Below are 21,692 nucleotides of genomic sequence, written 5' to 3'. Positions count from 1 at the left end.
ACTATACAATGAAGAAGAAATGGCAGTGGTGCTTGCAAACGCAAGCACCAACTTTATATCCCATTTCCTTAAATAAGTGGATTTAGATTTACGCTTTACCTACGCTGCCGAATAATTGAATTTTGGATTTAACCACTTCAACCATCGCTTTACGAGCAGGAGTCAAGTATTTACGAGGATCGTACACTTTGCCATCAGCATTCAATACATCACGAATTGCTTGTGTTGCTGCAACTTGGTTCTCCGTATTTACGTTGATTTTACCTACACCAGCTTGTACCGCTTTACGGATCATTTCGTCAGGCACGCCAGAACCACCATGTAATACTACAGAAGCAGGAATTGCTTTAACTACTTCTTCAATAATATCAAAGTGGATGTTAGGCTCACCAGCATACATACCATGTGCAGTACCTACTGCAATTGCCAATGCATCAACCTTTGTTTCTTCGTAGAAACGAATTGCTTCTTCTGGCTTAGCAAGGCTAGCATTCTTCTCGTCTACGGAGATATCATCCTCAGTACCGCCGATTGTTCCAAGCTCACCCTCAACGGAAACGCCCATTGCATGCGCTGCTCTTACAACTTCTTTGGTCAAACGGATGTTGTCTTCAAAGGAGTGGTGGGATCCATCAAACATAACGGATGAGAAACCAGCACGGATACATTTCATCGCAACTTCAAATGAGCTACCATGATCTAAATGAAGGGCAATTGGTAGTCCGGATTGCTTAGCAGCAGCTTCTGCAAGAGCAACGGTATATTCAATACCCATATACTTAAGAGCACCTTCAGATACACCAAAGATGATAGGTGAATTCAATTCCATTGCAGCTTCAGTAATCGCCTGTGCAAACTCTAAGTTGTTCATATTGAACTGACCTACTGCATATTTTCCCTCTTTGGCTTGCGGTAAAAATTCATTCATTGATACAAGTGGCATACTTAACTCCTCCTAGTCGATTGTGTTGGCATCCAATTTCTTTATAATCTTATCTCTAACACTCGCTGATATTATAGCACACATTGCACTAATTATTAAACGAAGCTTGTGATAAAACTAACAAAGTATTAATAACCATATTTTTCCTGATGCTTTAAAGTGGAATTTCGTTGCCTGTATCTGCGAATTGTTCATTAACTGCATTACGCAGTTCATCAATATCAAATGGTTTCGTAAAATGCATCAAAGCGCCGTTCATTGTCGTTTCTTTAATCATATCAAGCTCACCATATGCGGTCATCATAATAACTTTAATAGATGGGTTAATTTCCTTAATATGCTTAAGAATTTCCAAACCATCCATACCTGGAATTTTCATATCGAGTAGAACAAGCTCTGGTGATTCCCGTCTAACAATTTCAAGAGCTAGCTTCCCATTAGATGCCTGATAAGTTGTATAGCCTTCCGACATAAATAATTCCGTCAGCAATATTCGAATCCCATGCTGATCATCAACGATTAACAGTTTCTTCAATGAAATCCCCTCCTTGGACATAAATTACTGAGTTTAACCGACCATACTTTGTTACACACTTGTGTGTAAATTCGCTATTCGTCTGGAAACTCCTTCTAAGCCAAGAGAGGGGAGTAAACTATTTCCACTTCTTATATTAAATTATTGATTGCTTTTATTTAATGCAGCCTTAACAAATTCACGGAATAATGGCTGCGGACGGTTCGGTCTGGAGATGAATTCCGGATGGAACTGAACAGCCAGGAACCAAGGATGATCAGGCAATTCCACGATCTCTACCAAACGTCCATCAGGTGATGTACCTGTAATGCGAAGCCCTGCTGCTTCAATAGCTTCACGATATTCATTGTTGAACTCATAACGGTGACGATGACGTTCATACACAAGTTCTTCACCATAGCATTGTGCTGCAAGCGATCCTTCTGTCAGCTTACATGGATATAATCCTAATCTCATTGTACCGCCTAAGTTCTCGATATCCTTCTGTTCAGGAAGCAGATCAATTACCGGGTATGGTGTAGCAGGATTAATTTCAGATGAGTTTGCCCCTGCAAAACCTGCAACATTACGCGAGTACTCAACAACCGCTACCTGCATACCCAAACAAATACCGAAGAATGGAACTTTATTCGTTCTAGCATAACGAATAGCTGCCACTTTACCTTCAATACCGCGGTCACCAAATCCACCTGGAACCAGAATTCCATCAATGCCTGCAAGTTGTTCAGCTACGTTCTCATCTGTGATTTCCTCAGCATCAACCCATCGTATCTTTACATCGGAATTCAATGGGAAGCCCGCATGACTAAGGGATTCAACAATACTTAAATACGCATCGTGAAGAGCAACATATTTACCAACAATAGCAATTTCCGTTGTGTATTTTAGGTTCTTCACAACCCCAACAAGCTTCTCCCACTCACGGTTATCTGGCTTGTTTGTATCAAGCTTCAAGTGATTTACTACGATATCATCAAGCCCTTGTTCATGAAGCATAAGAGGAATTTCATACAAAGTTTCAGCATCTCTGCATTCGATAACTGCATTGGAATCAATATCACAGAATAAGCCAACTTTACGCTTAATGTCATCTGTTAAACCATGCTCTGTACGGCAAACAATAACATTTGGCTGAATACCTAAGCTGCGAAGCTCTTTAACGCTGTGTTGCGTAGGCTTGGTTTTCACTTCGCCTGCCGCTTTGATATATGGAATAAGCGTAACGTGAATGTACATAACGTTATCTCTACCGATATCACCTTTGATCTGGCGGATCGCTTCAAGGAAAGGCAAGCTTTCGATGTCGCCTACTGTTCCACCGATCTCGGTAATAACAACATCGGAGTGTGCCTCACGACCTGCACGGAACACGCGGTCTTTAATTTCATTCGTAATATGCGGAATCACTTGCACAGTGCCACCTAAGTATTCCCCGCGGCGTTCTTTTGAAATAACGTTCGAATATACTTTACCTGTTGTTACGTTGGAGTTCTTCGATAAATTTATGTCAATAAAACGTTCATAGTGACCTAAGTCAAGGTCTGTTTCAGCACCATCATCGGTTACGAACACTTCACCGTGCTGATAAGGGCTCATTGTTCCTGGGTCAATGTTAATATACGGATCGAATTTCTGAATCGTTACTTTCAGACCGCGATTTTTAAGCAGTCTTCCTAGAGACGCAGCTGTAATCCCTTTACCTAGAGATGAAACTACACCGCCTGTGACAAAAATGTATTTAGTCATGAATAAACCCTCCCAAATAATGATGATTAGTATGTGCAGACTGATTTTCTCTCTAACAAAAGAAACGACCGTCTTTCTTATGACGGTATCTTGTTTCTTAAGGTGATCCATAGAATTTAGAACATAAAAGTTATAAATTCTATCTCACGCACACAAATAAAGAAACCGTGTCATTTCGCTATCTTTATATTGCTTTACAAACGGTTCCCTAATGTATGCAAATTGAATAAATCGCCCAAAAAAATAAAAAAAGTGACACCCGTATCGTATACGGGGCACTTTTTGTAATTTCCTTAACTTTCAGTGGTGACCATAAATCAGCAATCACCTTACTTATCAAATTCATGTACAGCCATACTTCCATTTGAAGCCCATGCAATAGTTTACTCTGAACCAAGCGGACTGTCAAGATAAGAAAATACGAATCTGATTACTTAATTATCCTCATCATCTGAATCATCGAGATCCTCATCATCTGAGTCTTCGAAGTCATCTTCCTCTTCTTCAGTATCAGCATCTGCGTCGATCTCTTCAATCTCTTCTTCCTCGATCTCTTCATCCTCATAGAATGTCTGTTCGTTATCATTATCCGAGTCGGAATCAAATTCTCCACGAGCATCATAGTTATCGAAACCATTATCGTCATAGGTTTCTTCTTCTTCCACATACTCATCTAGATCATCATCTTCATCGTTGATGATTCTTGGACGCTTGGAGCCAGCAAGAGAGTCTTCACCCTTCTCAACTGGGTACCAACGCTTAAGTCCCCACAGATTTGTGCCAACGCAAGCAAAACGTCCATCAATATTAATTTCAGTATATAGTTGAGCGATAACGTCCATCATTTGTTGTTCAGACAAGCCTTTAATTTTAGCAATTTCCTGCATCAAATCACGATAGTAATACGGAGTATTGACTGTCTTTAACAATAAAAAAGCTAGATCCACCATTGGCATTTCACGAGCTTGATCCTCGGAAATCTTGAGCGTAATTGAGCTGCTCATTCACTAGCACTTCCTTTCGACTACTTTTCTTATCTACCTTATCCAATATATCCATTAAGTAAAACCTATTTTATGTAAAAATGCAACCCTACCTGTACATCATCTCTATAATAAGGACAAGGCGAAGGTTTCCCTTCGCCTCAGACTGTATCCTACAAGAGATATAGATGATCATCTCTTCCTTCCATCCTATGATAATCCACAATCAATGACACGGCATCAAACTAATTTATTTACAAAAGGCAAACGCTCATTCAACTTGAATCGCATGTACATACAATGTGGAAAATTCTATGTTTAGATTTTTTCATGGTGTGTACTGGGGGAATGAGACTTTGGACTATGCAGACTTTTATTACACGCTACAAGAAGAGATAAGGCTCTCAGACAAGAATGACGGTAGATCTATCATCCGATTTCACACCAAGCAAGATTATGAAGCATGTTTTCATTACCTAGAGCAGCTAAAGGAAGTGCCTAACGAGCTAAAGAATCTTCAATTTCTTAGCATCATTAATGCCATATCCTGTTCAATACGTTCACATACTGTCCTGATCAATTCCCCAATGATTAAATCGATTGAAGAAGATATTGTGATCAATATTCATGATGCTTCCGCCCGAAACGGCCCGAATACCAAGACACCCAAGAGCAAAATTTATAACGGTTCTCAAATGATTCCGTGGGGTGTTAATCAGATCAAAGCCCCTTTCGCTTGGAAAAAATCATTAGGCAACAAGATCAGTATCGGCGTCATCGATACAGGAATTGATCCCATGCATCCCGATCTGAGAGCAGCGGCGAGCCGAGGGATTAACTTGTTGTTCCCTGGCATGCCTCCTACTGATGACAATGGACATGGGACTCATATTGCAGGCATTATAGCAGCTTCCTCAACTCAGCAAGGCATTCTTGGTGTTGCTCCACTTGCCTCTATTCATGCTGTCAAAGCATTTGATCGTCTAGGTAGCGCTTATGTCTCTGACATCATTGCAGGAATTGACTGGTGTGTTGAGAATGAAATGAATATCATCAACATGAGTTTTGGTATGAAGACTTATTCTTTAGCCCTTGAAAGTTCAATCCTCACTGCCTATAAGGCAGGCGTAATCATCGTTGCATCTTGTGGGAATGAAGGTAGAAAGGCAACAATTGACTATCCCGCTAGATTCCAGCAAGTTCTCTCAGTTGGCGCACTTACACGTGCAGGTAAAGTCGCCAGCTTTAGCAATAAAGGAAAGCGAATCGACATTTATGCACCTGGGGAAAATATTTATTCCTGCTGGCTTAATAACAGGTACAACGAATTAAGCGGTACTTCCATGGCAACCGCACATGTAACTGGCGTAGTTGCGCTAATGCTTGCAGCTAAGCCTACCCTAAAGCCGCTTCAAGTAAAGCAAGCACTTAAACGCAATTCCATTCCGTATTCAAAAGAAAAACGTGATGGAATTCCTGGTCAAATTAATGCCAGACGTGTCATGAATTCCATCACGCGTACTATTACAAAGTAAAATGGAAACAACTCAGTAGATCGATTACTGATACTACATGCGATCCGGTGTGGATACGCCAACAGCTCTCAGAACATTAGCAAAAACAATCTGTAAAGCACGTAACAAGGCTAATCTTGCTTGGGTCTGTTCACTATCCTCTGTAATCACTCGTTCTGCTTTATAGTAGGAATGGAACTGACTTGCAAGCTCATAAACATAGCGAATCAAACGATGCGGTGCGTACTGACGGGCTGCCTCTGCAACCTCTTCCGGCAATTCACCCATCTTGCGAAGCAGATCAAACTCGGCTTCAGTCGTTAGACGAGCGAGGTTGATTTGCTTAAGCTCCTCAAGGACAACCTCCTGCTCTTCTGCTTGTCTAAAGATAGAACAGATACGAGCGTAGGCATACTGAACATAGAACACAGGATTTTCATTTGATTTAGACACAGCCAAATCCATATCAAAATCCAGATGGGAGTCCATGCTGCGCATCGTGAAGAAATAACGAATAGCATCAACCCCAACTTCGTCCATCAAATCCTCCATCGTTACAGCCTTACCTGTGCGCTTGGACATTTTGACCTTCTCGCCGTCTTGGAACAAGGAAACCATCTGAGCAATTAATACCGTTAGTCGATTCGGTTCATAGCCAAGCGCTGACATTGCAGCTTTCATCCGAGGGATATAGCCATGGTGGTCCGCTCCCCAAATGTTAATGAGCTGATCATAGCCGCGCTTAAATTTATTCCGATGGTAAGCAATATCAGGTGTCAGGTAAGTAAAGGATCCGTCATTCTTGATCAATACACGGTCCTTGTCGTCACCTAGTTCCGTCGTGCGTAGCCAAGTAGCACCTTCTTGTTCAAACACATATCCACTGTCGCGTAAATCGCCTAGTGCTTGATCTAGCTGCCCGCTTGTATAGATGGAGGTTTCGGAGAACCATTCATCGAACTTCACACCGAAACGCCCAAGATCACGCTTGATTTTATCCAATTCACGAGATAAACCGTACTCTCTTAAGAAAGTAAAGCGCTCTTCCTCGGACATCTGAAGCACGCCATCACCTTTCTCAGCGACAAGCTCAGCTGCAAAGCCCTTGATATCCTCACCGTAGTAACCATCCTCAGGCATGTCCACTTCTTGTCCTAACGCTTGCATATAACGGGCTTCAATTGATTTAGCCAAATTATTAACTTGGTTACCTGCATCATTAATATAATATTCACGAGTTACCTCATAGCCAGCCATAGACAGCACATTGCATAATGCATCCCCAACAGCTGCACCGCGAGCATGTCCAAGATGTAAGGAACCCGTTGGGTTCGCACTTACAAACTCAACTTGTACTTTGGTGCCATTGCCAATATTAACAGAGCCATAGCTTTCTCCCTGACTAAGCACTTGCTCCACAACAGGATATACAAAGCTCTTATCCAAATGAAAATTAATAAAGCCGGGACCTGCAATTTCGATACTTGCGATATGTCCTTTGCCCTTATCGATCTCTGCAACAAGCTTCTCCGCGATTGCCCGTGGATTCTGCTTAGCGATTCGAGTTAATTGCATTGCCAAATTCGTAGCAAAATCTCCATGTGTTTTATCCTTCGGCACTTCAAGCACAACCTCAGGCATTTGCTCAGCTGTTACGACATTCGTCTTAAGTGCAGCTTCAACGATCGCTTCCTTTAAATGTTGTTTGACTAGTTCAAGCACGTTCATTACGTTAACCCTCCATTTATAATCCTATATCTATTATCATCAATTTAATGGTAAAAAGACCTGCTTGCTCTTCCATTACTTCCAGGTCATATTCCCATTCCAATTCACCATTGCCTTGTTCATTCAATCGATTATGAAAAGAATGAGTTCGTACAGTTAGATTCATTTTTCCATGTACAGTCTGATAAAATCCATTCGTGGGCTCATTAGGGATAAAATACTGTTCAGATGCAACCTCGCCATGACGCATAATTTTGGCACGATCCGATTCTATTTTAATAATCGTCGTCGTTTGACCCATCTCAGGCTGTGCTTCTTCATATCGAATATAGATGTGATCATTCTTCTCATATAAATCACCTTCAGCATCATTTACAATGTGCTGCCCCATATTAACGCTCTCTAGCCTAATGCGTACTCTACGCTTAGCTGTCATGAATCTGCTCCCTTAAGTTAAGTTAGGTACTAGTTTATAGCAACATCGTAGTAAATTCAATGTCCTCTGAACTTAAAGCAGCCCTTTGTGAAAACGCAAAAAACGCATCGAGTCCTTCATAAGGATGATGCGATTTCTATCATACAACATTATTTCATCTATTTGTAGTTATTTCATCTTAAGCGTACCAATGCATAGAATGAGATGAGCTCTTGTAGGAATCAGCTCTGTTATCTTCTAGTGGACTTCCAATGACTTCAATTAGTGCTTGCTGCTCTTTGCTAGTTACGCCAACGAGTGAAGCTCTTCCATTCGCGACTAGTGTGACAACTTCACGATTACGCATTAAATAATCAACCATTTTCTTCACTACCATACAATTTCACCTCATTCAAGTTACAAGCTATCTCTTGTAAGAAATCAGATTATATTGTCAGATTAACAACAATAATGATTAATCTATATTTACTCTATCACAATTTTTTTAAGCCTACACCGCAATCTTTTTTGCGGGACACCGCAATGCATTGTGGTGTTTTTAACTATCCTGATCAGTAGTGCTAAATAAAGGCAAAATTTGTCGTAATTTATCAATTTTTTTGTCGAAACCTTGCAATTAAAATTAGAATAATGATCATCAAAATGAGAGAAAGCGTATTCGTAAATAAGAATGCGTACCCTACTCCATCAATCCCAAGCTTTATTGCATAGACTTCCATTAGTCCAATACCCGTAAATAAAGACCAGAATGTTCTTCGATTCAGATCCTCAACTGATTTCGTACGCAAAATTTGTATGATCTGAGGAATCCATCCGAATGCTAATATCACACCACCCGTGATTTGAAACAAATCAAAAATCATCGCATATTGCCCTCCCATAAGTACATCTTTGGGAGTACTATATTCTGCGATGGCTTAAATATGTGAAAAGACAGCCCACAGAGGATGATCCTCCATGAGCTGTCTGTACGATTCAACTATTTATTTGTCCGTCGGCACAAGACCAAGCAGAATTTCACGAATGACCTTGGAAGCGACGATTTGTGTCTGCTCCGTTGGATCATACACAGGTGCTACCTCAACAACATCAGCCCCTACAACATTAAGACCTGCTGCTGCAATGGCATGTACAGCTCCAAGCAGTTCCTTAGAGGTGATACCGCCTGGTTCTGCGGTTCCAGTTCCTGGTGCAGCAGACGGATCCAGTACATCAATGTCAATCGTCAAGTAAACTGGACGACCTGCAAGCGATGGCAGAACCTGCTTTAGCGGTTCAAGCACTTCGAACGGATAGAAATTAATGTTCTCACGGGCATACTGCCATTCCTCACGTGATCCAGAACGGATACCGAACTGATAGATATTCTTGCCACCCATCAGCTCTGCCGCCTTACGAAGCGGCGTGGAATGTGACAACGGCTCGCCTTCGTAGGATTCACGCAAATCAGCATGCGCATCAAAGTGAATGATCGCAAGATCAGGGTACTTCTCATATACCGCTTGAAAAATTGGCCATGAACATAAATGCTCGCCACCTAGACCAAGTGGGAATTTATTGTCACTGAGTAGCCCTTGTACGTATTCCTGAATAACATCAAGCGAGCGAGCCGGATTACCAAATGGCAATAACAAGTCGCCTGCATCGAAGTAAGTAATATCGTTTAGGCTTTTGTCCAAATAAGGACTATATTCTTCAAGACCGATGGATACCTCACGAATTCTTGGTGGACCAAAGCGTGAACCCGGGCGGAACGATACGGTAAAGTCCATTGGCATCCCATAAATGACTGCCTTGGATTTCGCATAATCTTCTGAAGAGCAAATAAATACATTACCAGAATAGGCTTGATCTAAACGCATAGTTGACACTACCTTTCTCAATCTACTTGACTAAATTCTCTACAAATTTTGGCAATACGAAGGCTGCATGGTGCAGGCGCGGAGAGTAATATTTGGTATCAAGCTCAGGGATTGCAGTCGCATCTACTTGCAATGGATCATATTTCTTGGAACCCATTGTGAATGTCCATAGTCCGCTTGGGTAGGTTGGAATGTTAGCGCAGTATACACGAACAATCGGGAAGATTTCTTTGACATCACGGTTCACTGTTTCGATTAAATCAGCTTTGAACCATGGATTATCCGTTTGCGCAACGAAAATACCGTCTTCCTTAAGCGCATCATAAATTCCTTGATAGAATCCCTTGGAGAAAAGTTCAACCGCCGGACCTACAGGCTCAGTGGAATCTACCATAATAACGTCATAAGCATTCTTATGTTCGTGAATATGCATATACCCGTCACCCACGATTACTTCAACACGTGGATTATCAAGCTCACCCGCAATAGTTGGCAAATACTTCTTGGAGTATTCAATTACTTTGCCATCAATATCAACAAGAACGGCCTTCTCCACTTTTGGGTGTTTCATGACTTCACGGATTACTCCGCCATCGCCACCACCAACAACAAGCACATGTCTTGGATTCGGATGCGTAAATAAAGCAGGATGTGCTACCATTTCATGATAGACGAACTCATCCTTTACTGTGGTCATTACCATATCATCAAGGGTCAACATCGTTCCCCATTCGAGTGTCTCAATCATTGCTAAATCTTGAAAATCCGTTTGTTCTCTTACATAGGTTTCTTTAACCTTCGCTGTAATCCCGTAGCTTTCAGTTTGCTTCTCCGTAAACCATAATTCCACTTGGCATACCTTCTTTCTTATAAATACTGAAAATTGCCATATTGGTATCCATCAACTGGTCCCTGCTATGTTCAAAATTGATTATAGTGGATACTCACCTAAATGAAAACATTTCTACACAATTCCTTTTTATTTTTCAGAAATATTGTCGAAGTCGCGTCCTAAACTGAATATCGAGCATCACACTTCTACATAATGGATAGTAGAAATTTGATTCTGCTGATGGGTGGTGCTGAATGAAAAAATTCGTAAGAAAGTTCATGTCCTTCTCCATAAAATCACTAATTCTTATGGTAATCTGTATCGCAGCACTAGCCCTTTATCTCAGTTTACAGTCGCTTCCAGTTTCCAAAGTGGAGCAAACTTATCAGATGTTGGATCTAAACGGCGAGGTGATCGATTCGGGGACGAATGGACAAAGTAGACAAAGCATCCCACTCAAAGAAATATCCCCCTATCTTGTTCATGCAACCTTATCAATTGAGGATCAACGTTTTTATCAGCATATCGGACTTGATTTCAAAAGCATCGCCAGAGCGGCAGTCGTTAATCTTGAACATATGAGCAAGGTTCAGGGAGCAGGTACGATCACGCAGCAATTGGCAAGAAACCTTTACTTATCCCATGAACGAACATGGACGCGCAAGGTGAAGGAAATGATGTATGCCGTCCAGCTCGAATTCAAATACAGCAAAGAAGAAATCCTCGAGAAATACTTGAACCAAATCTACTACGGTCACTCGACTTATGGCATCGAAGCAGCTTCTGAGCTGTTCTTTGGCAAGCATGCCAAGGATCTTACATTAGCCGAAAGCGCTCTGCTTGCAGGTGTACCTAAAGGACCACGTTATTATTCACCTTACTACGATGAAACCAAAGCGCTTGAGCGTCAGAAAATCGTTCTTAGCTCAATGGTAGATAACGGATATATCACGCAAAATGAAGCAGATAAGGCCGCTGCAGAGATGCTGCATTTTATGCCGTTGGAAGCACGCAAGCCATCAGTTGGTGCTTATTTTCGGGATTACGTAAGGATTCAAGCCATTGAGAAGCTGCAAATGACGGAAGATGAGTTCGATCAAAGCGGGGTTCGGATCTATACGACACTTGATTTAAAAGCACAACGTACAGCTGAGGAAGTCGTTTCTCGTACAATGGGTAGTGCCAATGAATTGCAAACAGCCCTTATTGCAATTGATCCTCGAAATGGATATATCAAAGCCATGGTTGGCGGTAAAGATTACAAGACGAACCAATTCAATCGTGCTGTATCTGGTATGCGGCAGCCTGGTTCAGCTTTTAAACCCATTGTCTATCTAACTGCGCTTGAAAATGGAGCAACTCCTCTCACCAAGATTAAGAGCGAGCCAACTGTTTTCTCTTATGATGAAGGTCGTCAAATCTATATGCCCAGTAATTTTAACGATAAATATGAGAATGAATTTATCGATATGCGAACGGCAATCGCGAAATCAGACAATATCTATGCCGTACAGACACTTATGGATACTGGGGCGGATAAGGTCATTGAAACTGCCAAAAAGGTTGGGATTGTATCACCGATTAAGCCTCTACCATCATTAGCTTTAGGCACGTTCCCAGTTTCACCGATTGAACTTGCGTCTGCCTACAGCACAATTGCAGGACAAGGTCTGCATACGGAGCCCACTGCGATTATCCGAATTGAGAACTCTGCTGGTGAAGTATTGTATCAAGCCAAGCCCAATGTAGAGCAGACGCTGTCTCCTGCTGCAGCTTATGTGCTAACGGATCTGATGGAAAGCGTCTTTGAGGAAGGCGGTACGGGCGCACGGGTCTCGGCTACAATCAAGCGTCCGATCGCTGGGAAGTCGGGTACGACAGACTCAGACTCTTGGATGGTTGGTTTTACACCTGAATTAGCAGTCGCAGTATGGATCGGGTACGATAAGGGGCGTATGATCAACACTGCCGAGTCTCATCTTGCCGCACCGATATTTGCCGAGTTTATTGAAGGTGCCTTAGCTTCAGTTCCACCAAAGCCATTTATTCCTCCAGTCGGCGTAGTAACGGTGAAGGTCGATCCTGTCAGCGGCAAGTTGGCAAATGAAGACTGCCAAACGAACAGTCGTCTTGAAACTTTCATCACTGGCAGCGAGCCTACAGCTTACTGTACAGATCGCGGCAATACAACGACTGACCCGACTAAGAATAAAGACAACTCTTGGTGGAACAAGCTAAAACGGTGGTGGACAGAATAGTTAACTGCGCTATTTTACACTATTTGGAATATAACATAAAACCGTCCAAGTCTTCACTTATGATATAATAAAGTATTAATTATAAATCGAGAGGTGAATTATACGACCATGCACAGACAACGGCCGCTTATGATGCTAGCATGTGTGCTCGCCGTATCACTTGCGATTACTGGATGCAGTATGAAGAAAGCACCTGGGCCTAAATCAATTGTCCTCGCGGCAATCGATAAAATATCTTCAGCAAACTCCTATGAATTTAGTAAAACGATACAGTTCAATGAACTGTCCACTAATATCGTGCTTTCCAATCAGATGGAGGAATCCAAATGGATCTTCTCTTTCTTAAATAAGTCCCAAGTGCATATTTCAGGCATCTATCAAAAAAGCCCGCACAGAATAGAAATGACTATTGAATTCATTACAGGCGATGAAATACCCAAGTCAATCCTTATGCCTGTGCTGGTAACAGAAGACAAAACTTATATCCAAATTGCCGACCTGCCTGACCTTAATATTCCACCAGAGACAATAGGCAAGTATGTGGAGATTGATCGCAGCAAATCACCCCTGAACAAGGCACATAAAGATACGGAAGACGGTATGCAAAGGCGATCCCTAGCACAGTTTAATGAAGAGCCATTCTTCAAAAAAACATTCAAGAATGCCAACATGTCCTCACCTGATAATGACATGCAGCAAGCCTACACATTTTCTGTCACGGAAGACAATCTGGATCAATTGATCAAGGTTTTTGTAAAGGAAGTTGTCCCTGTGATGCTTGATCTGATTTCGGACAAAACCAAAGTAGGTTATATTCTTGGAGATAAAAGCATTGATGATCTGGAGAAAAGACTTCGAGAAGTGCAGCAGCGTGACATTCAATCTTGGCTAGATGGCGTGAGAAAATCATTCAACTTGAATAATTTACAAATTACATCAACCATTGATAAAGATGGATTCCTCCGTTCTGAAGAATCTATCGCTAATCTTGCATATTTGAATGGAAATGATTTTTTCAAGCTGGATATGATTTATTCGGAACGATACAGTAAAATGAACGAACCTGCTCAATTTAGAATGGAGGAGCCTGCCAACATCATTCACAAGAATGAGCTGGATGCATTGCTCCAAAATTTCAAGCACGAAATCGAACCGAAGCAATACGATCAACACTGGATTCATTAAGAATAAAAGGGGCTCACCCTAATGTTAGATAACAATCTTTCATTAGGAGTGAGCCCCTTCATTATATAATTTTAAGCTTTGCGACTAGCGAAGGCAGCAGCATATGTTCTATAGCCGCCATCCACATTCTTAACGGTATATCCATGCTCAGTAAGAATTCGTGCAGCAAGATAGCCGCGTAAGCCCACCTGGCAAGAAACATAGATCGTTCTGTCCATCGGTACCTCATCCAATCGATCACGCAAATCATTCAACGGAATGTTAATTGAGCCTGGAATGAATCCATTCTCACGTTCCGCTGCATCTCTTACATCGATTAGAAGTTCACCCTTACTCACAATCTCATCAATTTCATGCCATTGAACGATCTCTACCAGACCATCCACGATATTCGAAGCCACATAGCCTGCCATATTAACAGGATCCTTCGCGGATGAATATGGAGGTGCGTATGCTAACTCCAGATCTGGCAGATCATAAACGGTAAGACCACCTTTGATTGCTGTTGCAATAACATCAATTCGTTTATCCGCACCATTAGCTGCAATGGCTTGAGCACCATATATTTTGCCGCTTACAGGTTCAAACAACAGCTTTAGCGAAATTACAGCTGCACCTGGATAGTAACCTGCATGTGAGTTTGGATGAATGTGGATCGCTTGATAAGGAAGCTCAAGACGTTTAAGTGTCTTCTCATTGTTACCTGTTGTTGCGACTGTCAAATCGAATACCTTCGCAATCGCAGTACCAAGCACTCCACCAAATTTCACATCTTGACCATTAATCCGGTCTGCAACGATCCGACCTTGACGGTTGGCTCCCCATGCTAGCGGAACAACAGTAGGCTGGCCATTTATATAATCAACGACCTCAATCGCATCTCCAATTGCATAAATATCTGGATCTTCTGTTTGCAAGTACTCATTCACTTGAATCGCTCCACGTACACCAACAGCTAGGCCAGCTTGTACCGCTAGCTTATTCTCAGGCTGTACGCCAATGGCAAGTATAATCATATCTGCACTTAATTCTTTGCCGCTAGCAAGCTTAACTTTCTTCCCATTATCGCTTAATTTCTCAACCGCATCTTGGAAAATCATTTCTACCCCATGTGATTTCATATGCGATTGAACAATTGCCGCCATTTCAATATCAAGCGGCGTCATGACCTGATTTGCCATTTCAACTAGCGTAACGCTTACGCCACGTTCTACTAAATTCTCAATCATTTCTACACCAATGAAGCCGCCGCCAATCACAACTGCATGCTTCGGCTGATTGGTATCCAAATACGATTTGATGCGATCCGTATCTGGAATATTACGCAAAGTAAACAGCGCCTCAGCCTCATTAACACCAGGCCAGTTCGGCACAATTGGATTCGCACCAGGAGATAGAATCAATTTATCATAAGTTTCTTCATACACTTCTCCTGTTTGTAGGTTACGAATGCTAACAGACTTCCGATCACGATGGATCTCTGTCACTTCGCTTAAGTTGCGAATATCCAGTTTAAATCTGCGGGACATACCTGCCACAGTCTGAACCAGCAATTTATTGCGGTTCGTAATCACGCCACCAATATAATAAGGGAGTCCACAGTTCGCGAATGAAATGTACTCTCCACGTTCCACAAGTATAATCTCATCCTGTTCATTCAACCTGCGCAGCCTTGCTGCCGCTGTCGCGCCACCCGCTACTCCACCAACAATTATTATTTTCTTCTTATTGCTCATTAAAGTTTCCCCTCCTACGCGAATTCTTGCTTAACATGATCGGAGGAATTATACACTTCATATACCCCCGTGGGTATATTGTCTCTCAAAATGACCATTCCGTCAACAAGCAATCTATAATATCCAAATAATGTGCAAAAAGGCATACCGAGCGTCCTCGGCATGCCTTTTTGCTGTCCTAGTATACGGGTATATACTAGCAATAGTATACTCACTTCATGCATGACCCACAATGGGTGACACATAATTTTCAAAAATTTATACTAAATTTAATTATTATTAGAATCAATTTCATAAAGGTAATATGAAATTGATTCATTAAGCTAGAGCTTCTTTAAGTTCATCACCAGAACGATCCCACATCTCCATGTCGTTATTCATGAGGAAGTCACGAAGCTGATGCTTCTCTTTCTCCCCCAGATTCTCTACCAACACGCGACGCTTCATGGCTGCATCCATCCGATTCACATGATCAACAAGCAGCTTCCAGCCCTTCTTCTCTTCTTTATCGATAATCATTTCGCAAGCCGTTACACCGCCATAGAATTGACCCTCTTCATTGCGATCCACTGCAACCCACACAAGCCATACTGTGCGACCATTAGGAACAAGCGATTTGTCTGTGGAGAAACGAATACGCATCTCAACTTTGCTCTTAGCATGCAATGCTCCTTCATCAACATAGCATTCGTCACCATCAATAATGACTGATGACACATTATTTAAATCAATCGATCCAGCACCAAAGCCCTTATGCGTAACCTTTGAGCTCACAATATTTAGTGCTAATGGTGGTTTTTTGGGTTTATTTTCATCCATAATGGGTACCTTCTTTCCTTACAAAAATAATTCTTTTCTCTACTCATTATTTTAGCTAATAATCGTCTGATTGCAAACATATACATGCTGTAGATGCTTGTCAGGCGAGGTGAGGTTAATGAAATTTCGTATATCCGATCGACGATTCCAATGGCTTCTAGTCGTTATTCTAGCGGGTTTAATCGTGTATACCATATCTGATGCGCTACGTACTCCAGCGGCGGACACACCTACTTGGGCTTCCATAATAAAGGACACGCCTACTGCCATATCGCTGGATAACCGCACTTCTGACGTGCTGCATGAGGACAAACCGCTCAGTAATCGAATTGTCGAGTACCACATGAATGTTGAATACAATCCAGACAACAAAGAGTTGCAAGGTCAACAAGTGATCACATGGAAAAACCCCGGAACTATGCAGGTAGACGAGCTTTACTTGCATACCTATCCAAATGCGTTCAGCTCCAAGAAGACGACTTTCATGAAGGAGTCGGGAGGGAAGCTGCGTGAAGATCATGCAGTGGAAGGCAGCTATGGGTCGATGAAAATCACTTCGATCACCACACAAAAGGGACAGGACCTATCAGTCCGTATGTGGTATGTACAACCTGATGACGGCAACATCGACGATCACACGCTACTCAAAATCTCTCTCCCAGAGGCTGTTAAGCCTGGAGAAAGCATCACGTTCAGCACCAAGTTCACCGTTGCTCTTCCACATGTATTTGCCCGTATGGGGGTAATTGATGATTTTGTCATGGCAGGTCAATGGTTTCCGAAGCTAGCAGTATATGAACCCGCTGGCACACGTGGACGAGCACAAGAAGGCTGGAATTTGCATCAGTATCATGGCAATTCCGAGTTCTATGCAGACTTTGGTATTTATGATGTAAAGATCAAAGTCCCTTCTAATTACATTGTCGCTGCAACAGGCCTCCCAACGAAGCCAGCAATCGAAGATTCCGTATCACAGACCAAGACTTATGCGTTCTACGCCGATGATGTACACGATTTTGCATGGTCTGCTTCTCCTAATTTTCGATACTATGAAGAACCATTTGCCACCAAGCAAATTCCAGGAGTCAAAATCAAACTCTACCTTGACCCACGTCACGAGGATCTCAAGGATCGTTACTTCGCAGCAGCTAAGAAGGCGCTCACTCGCTACAGCGAATGGTATGGACAGTATCCTTACGCTACGTTATCGATTGTTGTTCCACCGAAAGGCGGCAATGGCGCTGGTGGTATGGAATACCCCACTCTCGTCACCGGATGGAGTGCAGAGAGTACAGTACCTTCTCTTGAGCTAGAACGTGTTGTCGTTCATGAAATCGGTCATCAATATTGGTACGGAATGGTCGCCTCTAATGAATTTGAGGAAGCATGGCTGGATGAAGGCTTCACTTCTTATGCAGAAGATGCTGTTATGGAAGCTGAATATGGCGTAAGGGCGAATCTGCCGATCGAAGCAAGCTACATTACTTCCCCCGCTGCCCTTAAGCTCAATAGCTGGGATTATCGGGATCACAATGAGTATGCAGACAATGTCTATATCAGAGCCAAGCTCGTTCTGCGCTCGATCGAGAGCAATGTTGGTAAACAGACGATGGCTCGCATCATGAGGACGTATTTTGAGCGTTGGAAGTTCAAGCATCCGGCGACCAAGGATTTTCAAACGGTCGTTGAAGAGGTCACAAATGAAAATTGGAGTAGTTTCTTCAATCAATATGTCTATGGCGAGCTAATGATGGATTTCTCAGTTGATTCCATTCAAGTGAAGAAGCCTACCCAAGGTGACTCTACTGTATATGAAAGCACCGTACTCGTTCATAAACGAGGCGGGACTGCACCTAAGGTGCCAATCCTATTCCACTTTGCAGATAATCACAAAGAAGTGCGCGTGTGGGAAGGAACCGAAGCATCGACGAGCTTTAAGCTGTACCATACATCCCCTGTGGATTGGGCAATGATTGATCCTAATTATTCACTCGTGCTTGAGAATAAGCATATCAATAATTTTTACAAAAAAGATATCGATCCTAAGTGGCAAGTGCGCTGGAATCTTGGCGTATCGCAATTGGTTGAAACCGTCTTTTCTTGGATCGCTTGGTAGATTGGAGGTGAGTAAATGCTCAGATTTATTAAACAAGGCTTTATCGTAACCTGGAATCAGCCTTTTGCTGTCATCACGCTCTTCATTTATCGACTGATCTGGAGTGTGATCTTATACAAAACGATTGGCTCCATCATTGTACCGATCCTGCACCGATATCCCGAAACGGAACAAGGGCTAATGGCTAGACATTTATTCTTTGCAGAAGGTCAATTCCAATTCATCAAAACCGATCTTCCGAATGCTTACATATGGCTTGGACTCGGATTGCTAGCTGCTCGAATGATTCTGCATCCCGTACTGAATGCTGGCGTTTATTACTCCTTAGCCAATGAACATATGAATTCAGGCTATCGATTCATCAGAGGCATCAAACAGCTCACACTCCCCTATTTCTTATACTATATCGTCCAAACAGCGCTGACTTTGCTGCCCCTTCTATGGCTCTGGCCTAAATTCGGAAAAATTGCAACGATGACAAGCAGCTTGCCACAGCTTGCAACGAGCTTACTACCATGGATGATTGGATATCTCTTATACATTTACTTCGTGCATCTATGCTTTATGTACATTCAGTTTGGCAAATTATATGAAGCTGGCCCTTTCACCTCCTTGTTCAGACTTATATGCTGGAGCCCAATGGTCCTGAGCATAGCTATCATTATGCTGCTCATCACTGGCATATTCACCTTAGCGGCTTACACGGCAACGTATATTTGGGCAGGATTATTGGCACTTCTGATTTATCAATTATTTCCGCTCTTTAGCAGCTATTTGCGTATATGGTCCATCGCCTCACAATACGAGCTATGGCGTTATCGGGATGTAGTTTAAAGATACAAATAATTACCTAGGTGCCCCCTTATAGTGCCTTTTTTGGAACTATACAGGGGGTTTCATCATGCACAAATGCAAGTTTATTAACTTCATAAAATAGGTTGCAACTTTTTTGACTAAATTGTGAACAATTTGTGTCAAAGAAGGTTTTTCCAGCTCGGTGTCGAATAAATATAATCCGTGACGGAAAAAAAATAATGCCGAGTTCCTGCTTCTCATGGGGAAACGGGGGAACCATACTTTGGGTGAATTGATCTCGCTTTAGAGTGATCATAGGGAACCTTCAACCGAACCCTTAGCTAACCTCGTAGGCACTGGAAGGGGCTTTACTTTTGAAGAAGTTAGTAACAATGCTGTTCAGTTTGGTGCTTGTATTTAGTTTTGGCACTGGAAGCGTTTTCGCATCTACTACTCTTGAGAAGACAGTAGATGATTTGCTTGGAACCAAGTACACAGCTGGAGGAAACAATCCTGATACAGGATTCGATTGCTCCGGATTCACATCGTACGTGTTCAAGCAATTTGGAATTAAGCTATCCCGCCCATCTAGCGACCAAAGCAATGATGGTACTAAAGTCAAGAAAGCCAATCTAAGACCTGGCGACCTCGTATTTTTCGATACGAACGGCAAGAACAATGGGGCCATCTCGCATGTAGGCATCTACTTGGGAGACGATGTTTTTGTACATGCTGCATCTGGATCGAAGAACAAGGCAGGCAAGGTAATGAAGAATAAGCTTAGCGAGACCTACTACGCTAATAGCTATGTTACAGCTGCTCGTGTACTGACTGAGGAAGAGTTCAAGAAGATTGCTTCTGAACTTGAAAAAGAAGCAGAAGCAGAAGCAGTACAACAGCCAAAAGAAGATTCAGTAGGCTAAGTTAAATATGCCGGCATGCAAGAAAACCTCGTTAGACTATGCAAATAGACTAACGGGGTTTTCTTGTGTTAACTTGCTGTATTGCGTCGTCTGCCTTTTAATAGCATGAACAGGGCAAACGGCAATAAAATCAGCATAAGCACAATACTTATGTATAGATCCTGCGTATCAATCACTTGCTCTGCGAATAAGCGATAATAGGCATAGATGGAATAGGGAAGCACGATGAATATAGAAGTGATTACGCCTGGCGTATACATACGCAAAAGAATGGACTGCCCCACATGTGTGAACACATGAGCAAAGAACACATGAAGAACTGCAAGAAATAACAAATAGAAATCAAAGAAAACCGTAATTGCCGTCACCGTCACAATGATGATAAAGACCCACAGGACATCCTTTGCAAACTGAAAAGTATTCATTTGAAAAGAACCACCATAAACTTTCCGTGCAAAGGCAGGCAATCGCTTGTAGATACCCTCTCCCTTCTCCCCAATCCACTTCTCAACCGTCAGGATCTCTTCAAAATCATGAAACATAAACAAAATCGGAAACAACCACAGCAAGGTTAGTAAATGAATATGCCCATCAAGCCAATCCATCATTCTCATCCCAACTCCTATCTTTACAAGAGAATGCCTCTTAGGAATAAATTTGCAAGCTGCTGACCCAATTCCTCCTTAGACTTCTCCCCTGCCACGCTATAACGATAAACCAACCTCTCCGCAGCAGCGATCACCGATTCAGCCACAATCTCAGGTACAACATTCGGATTCACGACTCCCAATGATTGATTCATTTTCATATTCACTACAATTCGTTCCACCAGCTGCTTACGAAACTGCTCACCCTCCTCTGTCTCTTGCAAGGCAATCTTCGTGACATTCACATTCAGACCTAGAAGTTCGAACAATTGGATAAAAATCTGCGTAACAAACGCTTCAATCTTTCCTGCTGGCAACTGCCCAGCCTGCCGACCTGCATCACTATACTCGAACAACAGGATCTTAAATTTATCCAGTATTTCCTTCAGAATCTCATCCTTACTTGTAAAATATAAATAGAAAGCTGCTTGCGTTAAACCTGCATTAGCTACAATCTGACTAACCGTCGTCGCAGCAACACCCTTCTGGGCGAACAGCTCTTCCGCTGATTGAAGCAATCGCTCTTTACTTTGTTCTCCCTTGGTTTTACGCATCTTGCACCTCCTTAATAAATATAACTAATTAGTTAGTTATATTTTATGTTAAATTTTCCAATAAGTCAAAATGAATTATA

General features: G+C 42.2%; 20 protein-coding genes and 1 riboswitch. Of the genes, 6 read left to right on the top strand and 14 right to left on the bottom strand.

Annotated features, from left to right (window positions below; translation table 11 throughout):
* Positions 1-88: 88 nt before the first annotated feature.
* From fba to rpoE, 4 genes are all read right to left on the bottom strand, one after another.
* Positions 89-943, bottom strand: coding sequence for a class II fructose-1,6-bisphosphate aldolase (gene fba / locus E0485_RS07695; protein WP_132417390.1), 855 nt, complete (start codon positions 941-943; stop codon positions 89-91).
* Between the two features lie 154 nt (positions 944-1,097).
* Positions 1,098-1,499: a response regulator gene (locus E0485_RS07690; protein ID WP_132417389.1), complete on the bottom strand. Its 402-nt coding sequence runs from the start codon at positions 1,497-1,499 to the stop codon at positions 1,098-1,100.
* 120 nt (positions 1,500-1,619) lie between these two features.
* A complete protein-coding gene (locus E0485_RS07685) occupies positions 1,620-3,224 on the bottom strand; it encodes a CTP synthase (protein ID WP_132417388.1) in 1,605 nt (534 codons plus the stop codon).
* A gap of 434 nt (positions 3,225-3,658) precedes the next feature.
* Positions 3,659-4,228 carry a DNA-directed RNA polymerase subunit delta gene (gene rpoE, locus E0485_RS07680; RefSeq protein ID WP_132417387.1) on the bottom strand — a complete coding sequence of 190 codons (570 nt, stop codon included), beginning with the start codon at positions 4,226-4,228 and terminating at the stop codon, positions 3,659-3,661.
* 293 nt (positions 4,229-4,521) lie between these two features.
* Here rpoE and E0485_RS07675 point away from each other — a divergent pair, with 293 nt between their 5' ends.
* Positions 4,522-5,742 carry a S8 family peptidase gene (locus tag E0485_RS07675; protein ID WP_132417386.1) on the top strand — a complete coding sequence of 407 codons (1,221 nt, stop codon included), beginning with the start codon at positions 4,522-4,524 and terminating at the stop codon, positions 5,740-5,742.
* 33 nt (positions 5,743-5,775) lie between these two features.
* Here E0485_RS07675 and argS read toward each other — a convergent pair whose 3' ends face one another.
* The 6 genes from argS to speE form a co-directional block, all read right to left on the bottom strand.
* The gene (gene argS / locus E0485_RS07670) at positions 5,776-7,449 is read right to left on the bottom strand and encodes an arginine--tRNA ligase (protein WP_132417385.1); all 1,674 of its coding nucleotides are present in this window, start codon (positions 7,447-7,449) and stop codon (positions 5,776-5,778) included.
* A 16-nt stretch (positions 7,450-7,465) separates the two neighbouring features.
* Positions 7,466-7,885, bottom strand: coding sequence for a DUF1934 domain-containing protein (locus E0485_RS07665; protein ID WP_132417384.1), 420 nt, complete (start codon positions 7,883-7,885; stop codon positions 7,466-7,468).
* Positions 7,886-8,063: 178 nt separating this feature from the next.
* On the bottom strand, positions 8,064-8,261 hold the full coding sequence (gene comX, locus E0485_RS07660; protein WP_132417383.1) for a competence pheromone ComX: 198 nt from the start codon (positions 8,259-8,261) through the stop codon (positions 8,064-8,066).
* 214 nt (positions 8,262-8,475) lie between these two features.
* Positions 8,476-8,748: a PQ-loop domain-containing transporter gene (locus tag E0485_RS07655; RefSeq protein ID WP_132417382.1), complete on the bottom strand. Its 273-nt coding sequence runs from the start codon at positions 8,746-8,748 to the stop codon at positions 8,476-8,478.
* A 120-nt stretch (positions 8,749-8,868) separates the two neighbouring features.
* On the bottom strand, positions 8,869-9,747 hold the full coding sequence (speB, locus tag E0485_RS07650; RefSeq protein ID WP_132417381.1) for an agmatinase: 879 nt from the start codon (positions 9,745-9,747) through the stop codon (positions 8,869-8,871).
* A 22-nt stretch (positions 9,748-9,769) separates the two neighbouring features.
* On the bottom strand, positions 9,770-10,597 hold the full coding sequence (speE, locus tag E0485_RS07645) for a polyamine aminopropyltransferase (RefSeq protein WP_132417380.1): 828 nt from the start codon (positions 10,595-10,597) through the stop codon (positions 9,770-9,772).
* Positions 10,598-10,833: 236 nt separating this feature from the next.
* Between speE and E0485_RS07640 the strand changes: the two genes are divergently transcribed.
* Together E0485_RS07640 and E0485_RS07635 are read left to right on the top strand one after the other, a co-directional pair.
* Complete coding sequence (locus E0485_RS07640; protein ID WP_132417379.1) at positions 10,834-12,837, top strand: transglycosylase domain-containing protein; 2,004 nt, start codon at positions 10,834-10,836, stop codon at positions 12,835-12,837.
* 108 nt (positions 12,838-12,945) lie between these two features.
* Positions 12,946-14,022, top strand: a complete 1,077-nt coding sequence (locus tag E0485_RS07635) for a hypothetical protein (RefSeq protein WP_132417378.1) — start codon at positions 12,946-12,948, stop codon at positions 14,020-14,022.
* A 71-nt stretch (positions 14,023-14,093) separates the two neighbouring features.
* Here E0485_RS07635 and E0485_RS07630 read toward each other — a convergent pair whose 3' ends face one another.
* Positions 14,094-15,758, bottom strand: coding sequence for a CoA-disulfide reductase (locus tag E0485_RS07630; protein WP_132417377.1), 1,665 nt, complete (start codon positions 15,756-15,758; stop codon positions 14,094-14,096).
* Between the two features lie 318 nt (positions 15,759-16,076).
* Entirely contained in the window at positions 16,077-16,577 is a 501-nt protein-coding gene (locus tag E0485_RS07625) for a YwhD family protein (RefSeq protein ID WP_132417376.1), read from the bottom strand.
* A 118-nt stretch (positions 16,578-16,695) separates the two neighbouring features.
* On the opposite strand from E0485_RS07625, the gene E0485_RS07620 reads away from it, so the two are divergent.
* The 3 genes from E0485_RS07620 (at position 16,696) to E0485_RS07610 (ending at position 20,411) form a co-directional block, all read left to right on the top strand.
* Positions 16,696-18,693 (top strand): M1 family metallopeptidase, encoded by a 1,998-nt coding sequence (locus E0485_RS07620; RefSeq protein WP_132417375.1) that lies wholly within the window; start codon positions 16,696-16,698, stop codon positions 18,691-18,693.
* Positions 18,694-18,708: 15 nt separating this feature from the next.
* On the top strand, positions 18,709-19,527 hold the full coding sequence (locus E0485_RS07615; protein WP_132417374.1) for a hypothetical protein: 819 nt from the start codon (positions 18,709-18,711) through the stop codon (positions 19,525-19,527).
* A gap of 191 nt (positions 19,528-19,718) precedes the next feature.
* Positions 19,719-19,859: riboswitch (cyclic di-AMP (ydaO/yuaA leader) on the top strand.
* Positions 19,860-19,862: 3 nt separating this feature from the next.
* Positions 19,863-20,411 carry a C40 family peptidase gene (locus E0485_RS07610; protein WP_132417373.1) on the top strand — a complete coding sequence of 183 codons (549 nt, stop codon included), beginning with the start codon at positions 19,863-19,865 and terminating at the stop codon, positions 20,409-20,411.
* 68 nt (positions 20,412-20,479) lie between these two features.
* Here E0485_RS07610 and E0485_RS07605 read toward each other — a convergent pair whose 3' ends face one another.
* On the bottom strand, positions 20,480-21,019 hold the full coding sequence (locus E0485_RS07605) for an HXXEE domain-containing protein (protein ID WP_235857463.1): 540 nt from the start codon (positions 21,017-21,019) through the stop codon (positions 20,480-20,482).
* Positions 21,020-21,039: 20 nt separating this feature from the next.
* Entirely contained in the window at positions 21,040-21,612 is a 573-nt protein-coding gene (locus E0485_RS07600) for a TetR/AcrR family transcriptional regulator (protein WP_132417371.1), read from the bottom strand.
* Positions 21,613-21,692 lie beyond the last annotated feature (80 nt).

Origin of the sequence: Paenibacillus albiflavus, from assembly GCF_004344915.1 — a bacterium.
GTDB classification, from domain to species: domain Bacteria; phylum Bacillota; class Bacilli; order Paenibacillales; family NBRC-103111; genus Paenibacillus_AM; species Paenibacillus_AM albiflavus.
This window is presented reverse-complemented; position numbering and strand designations above follow the sequence as displayed.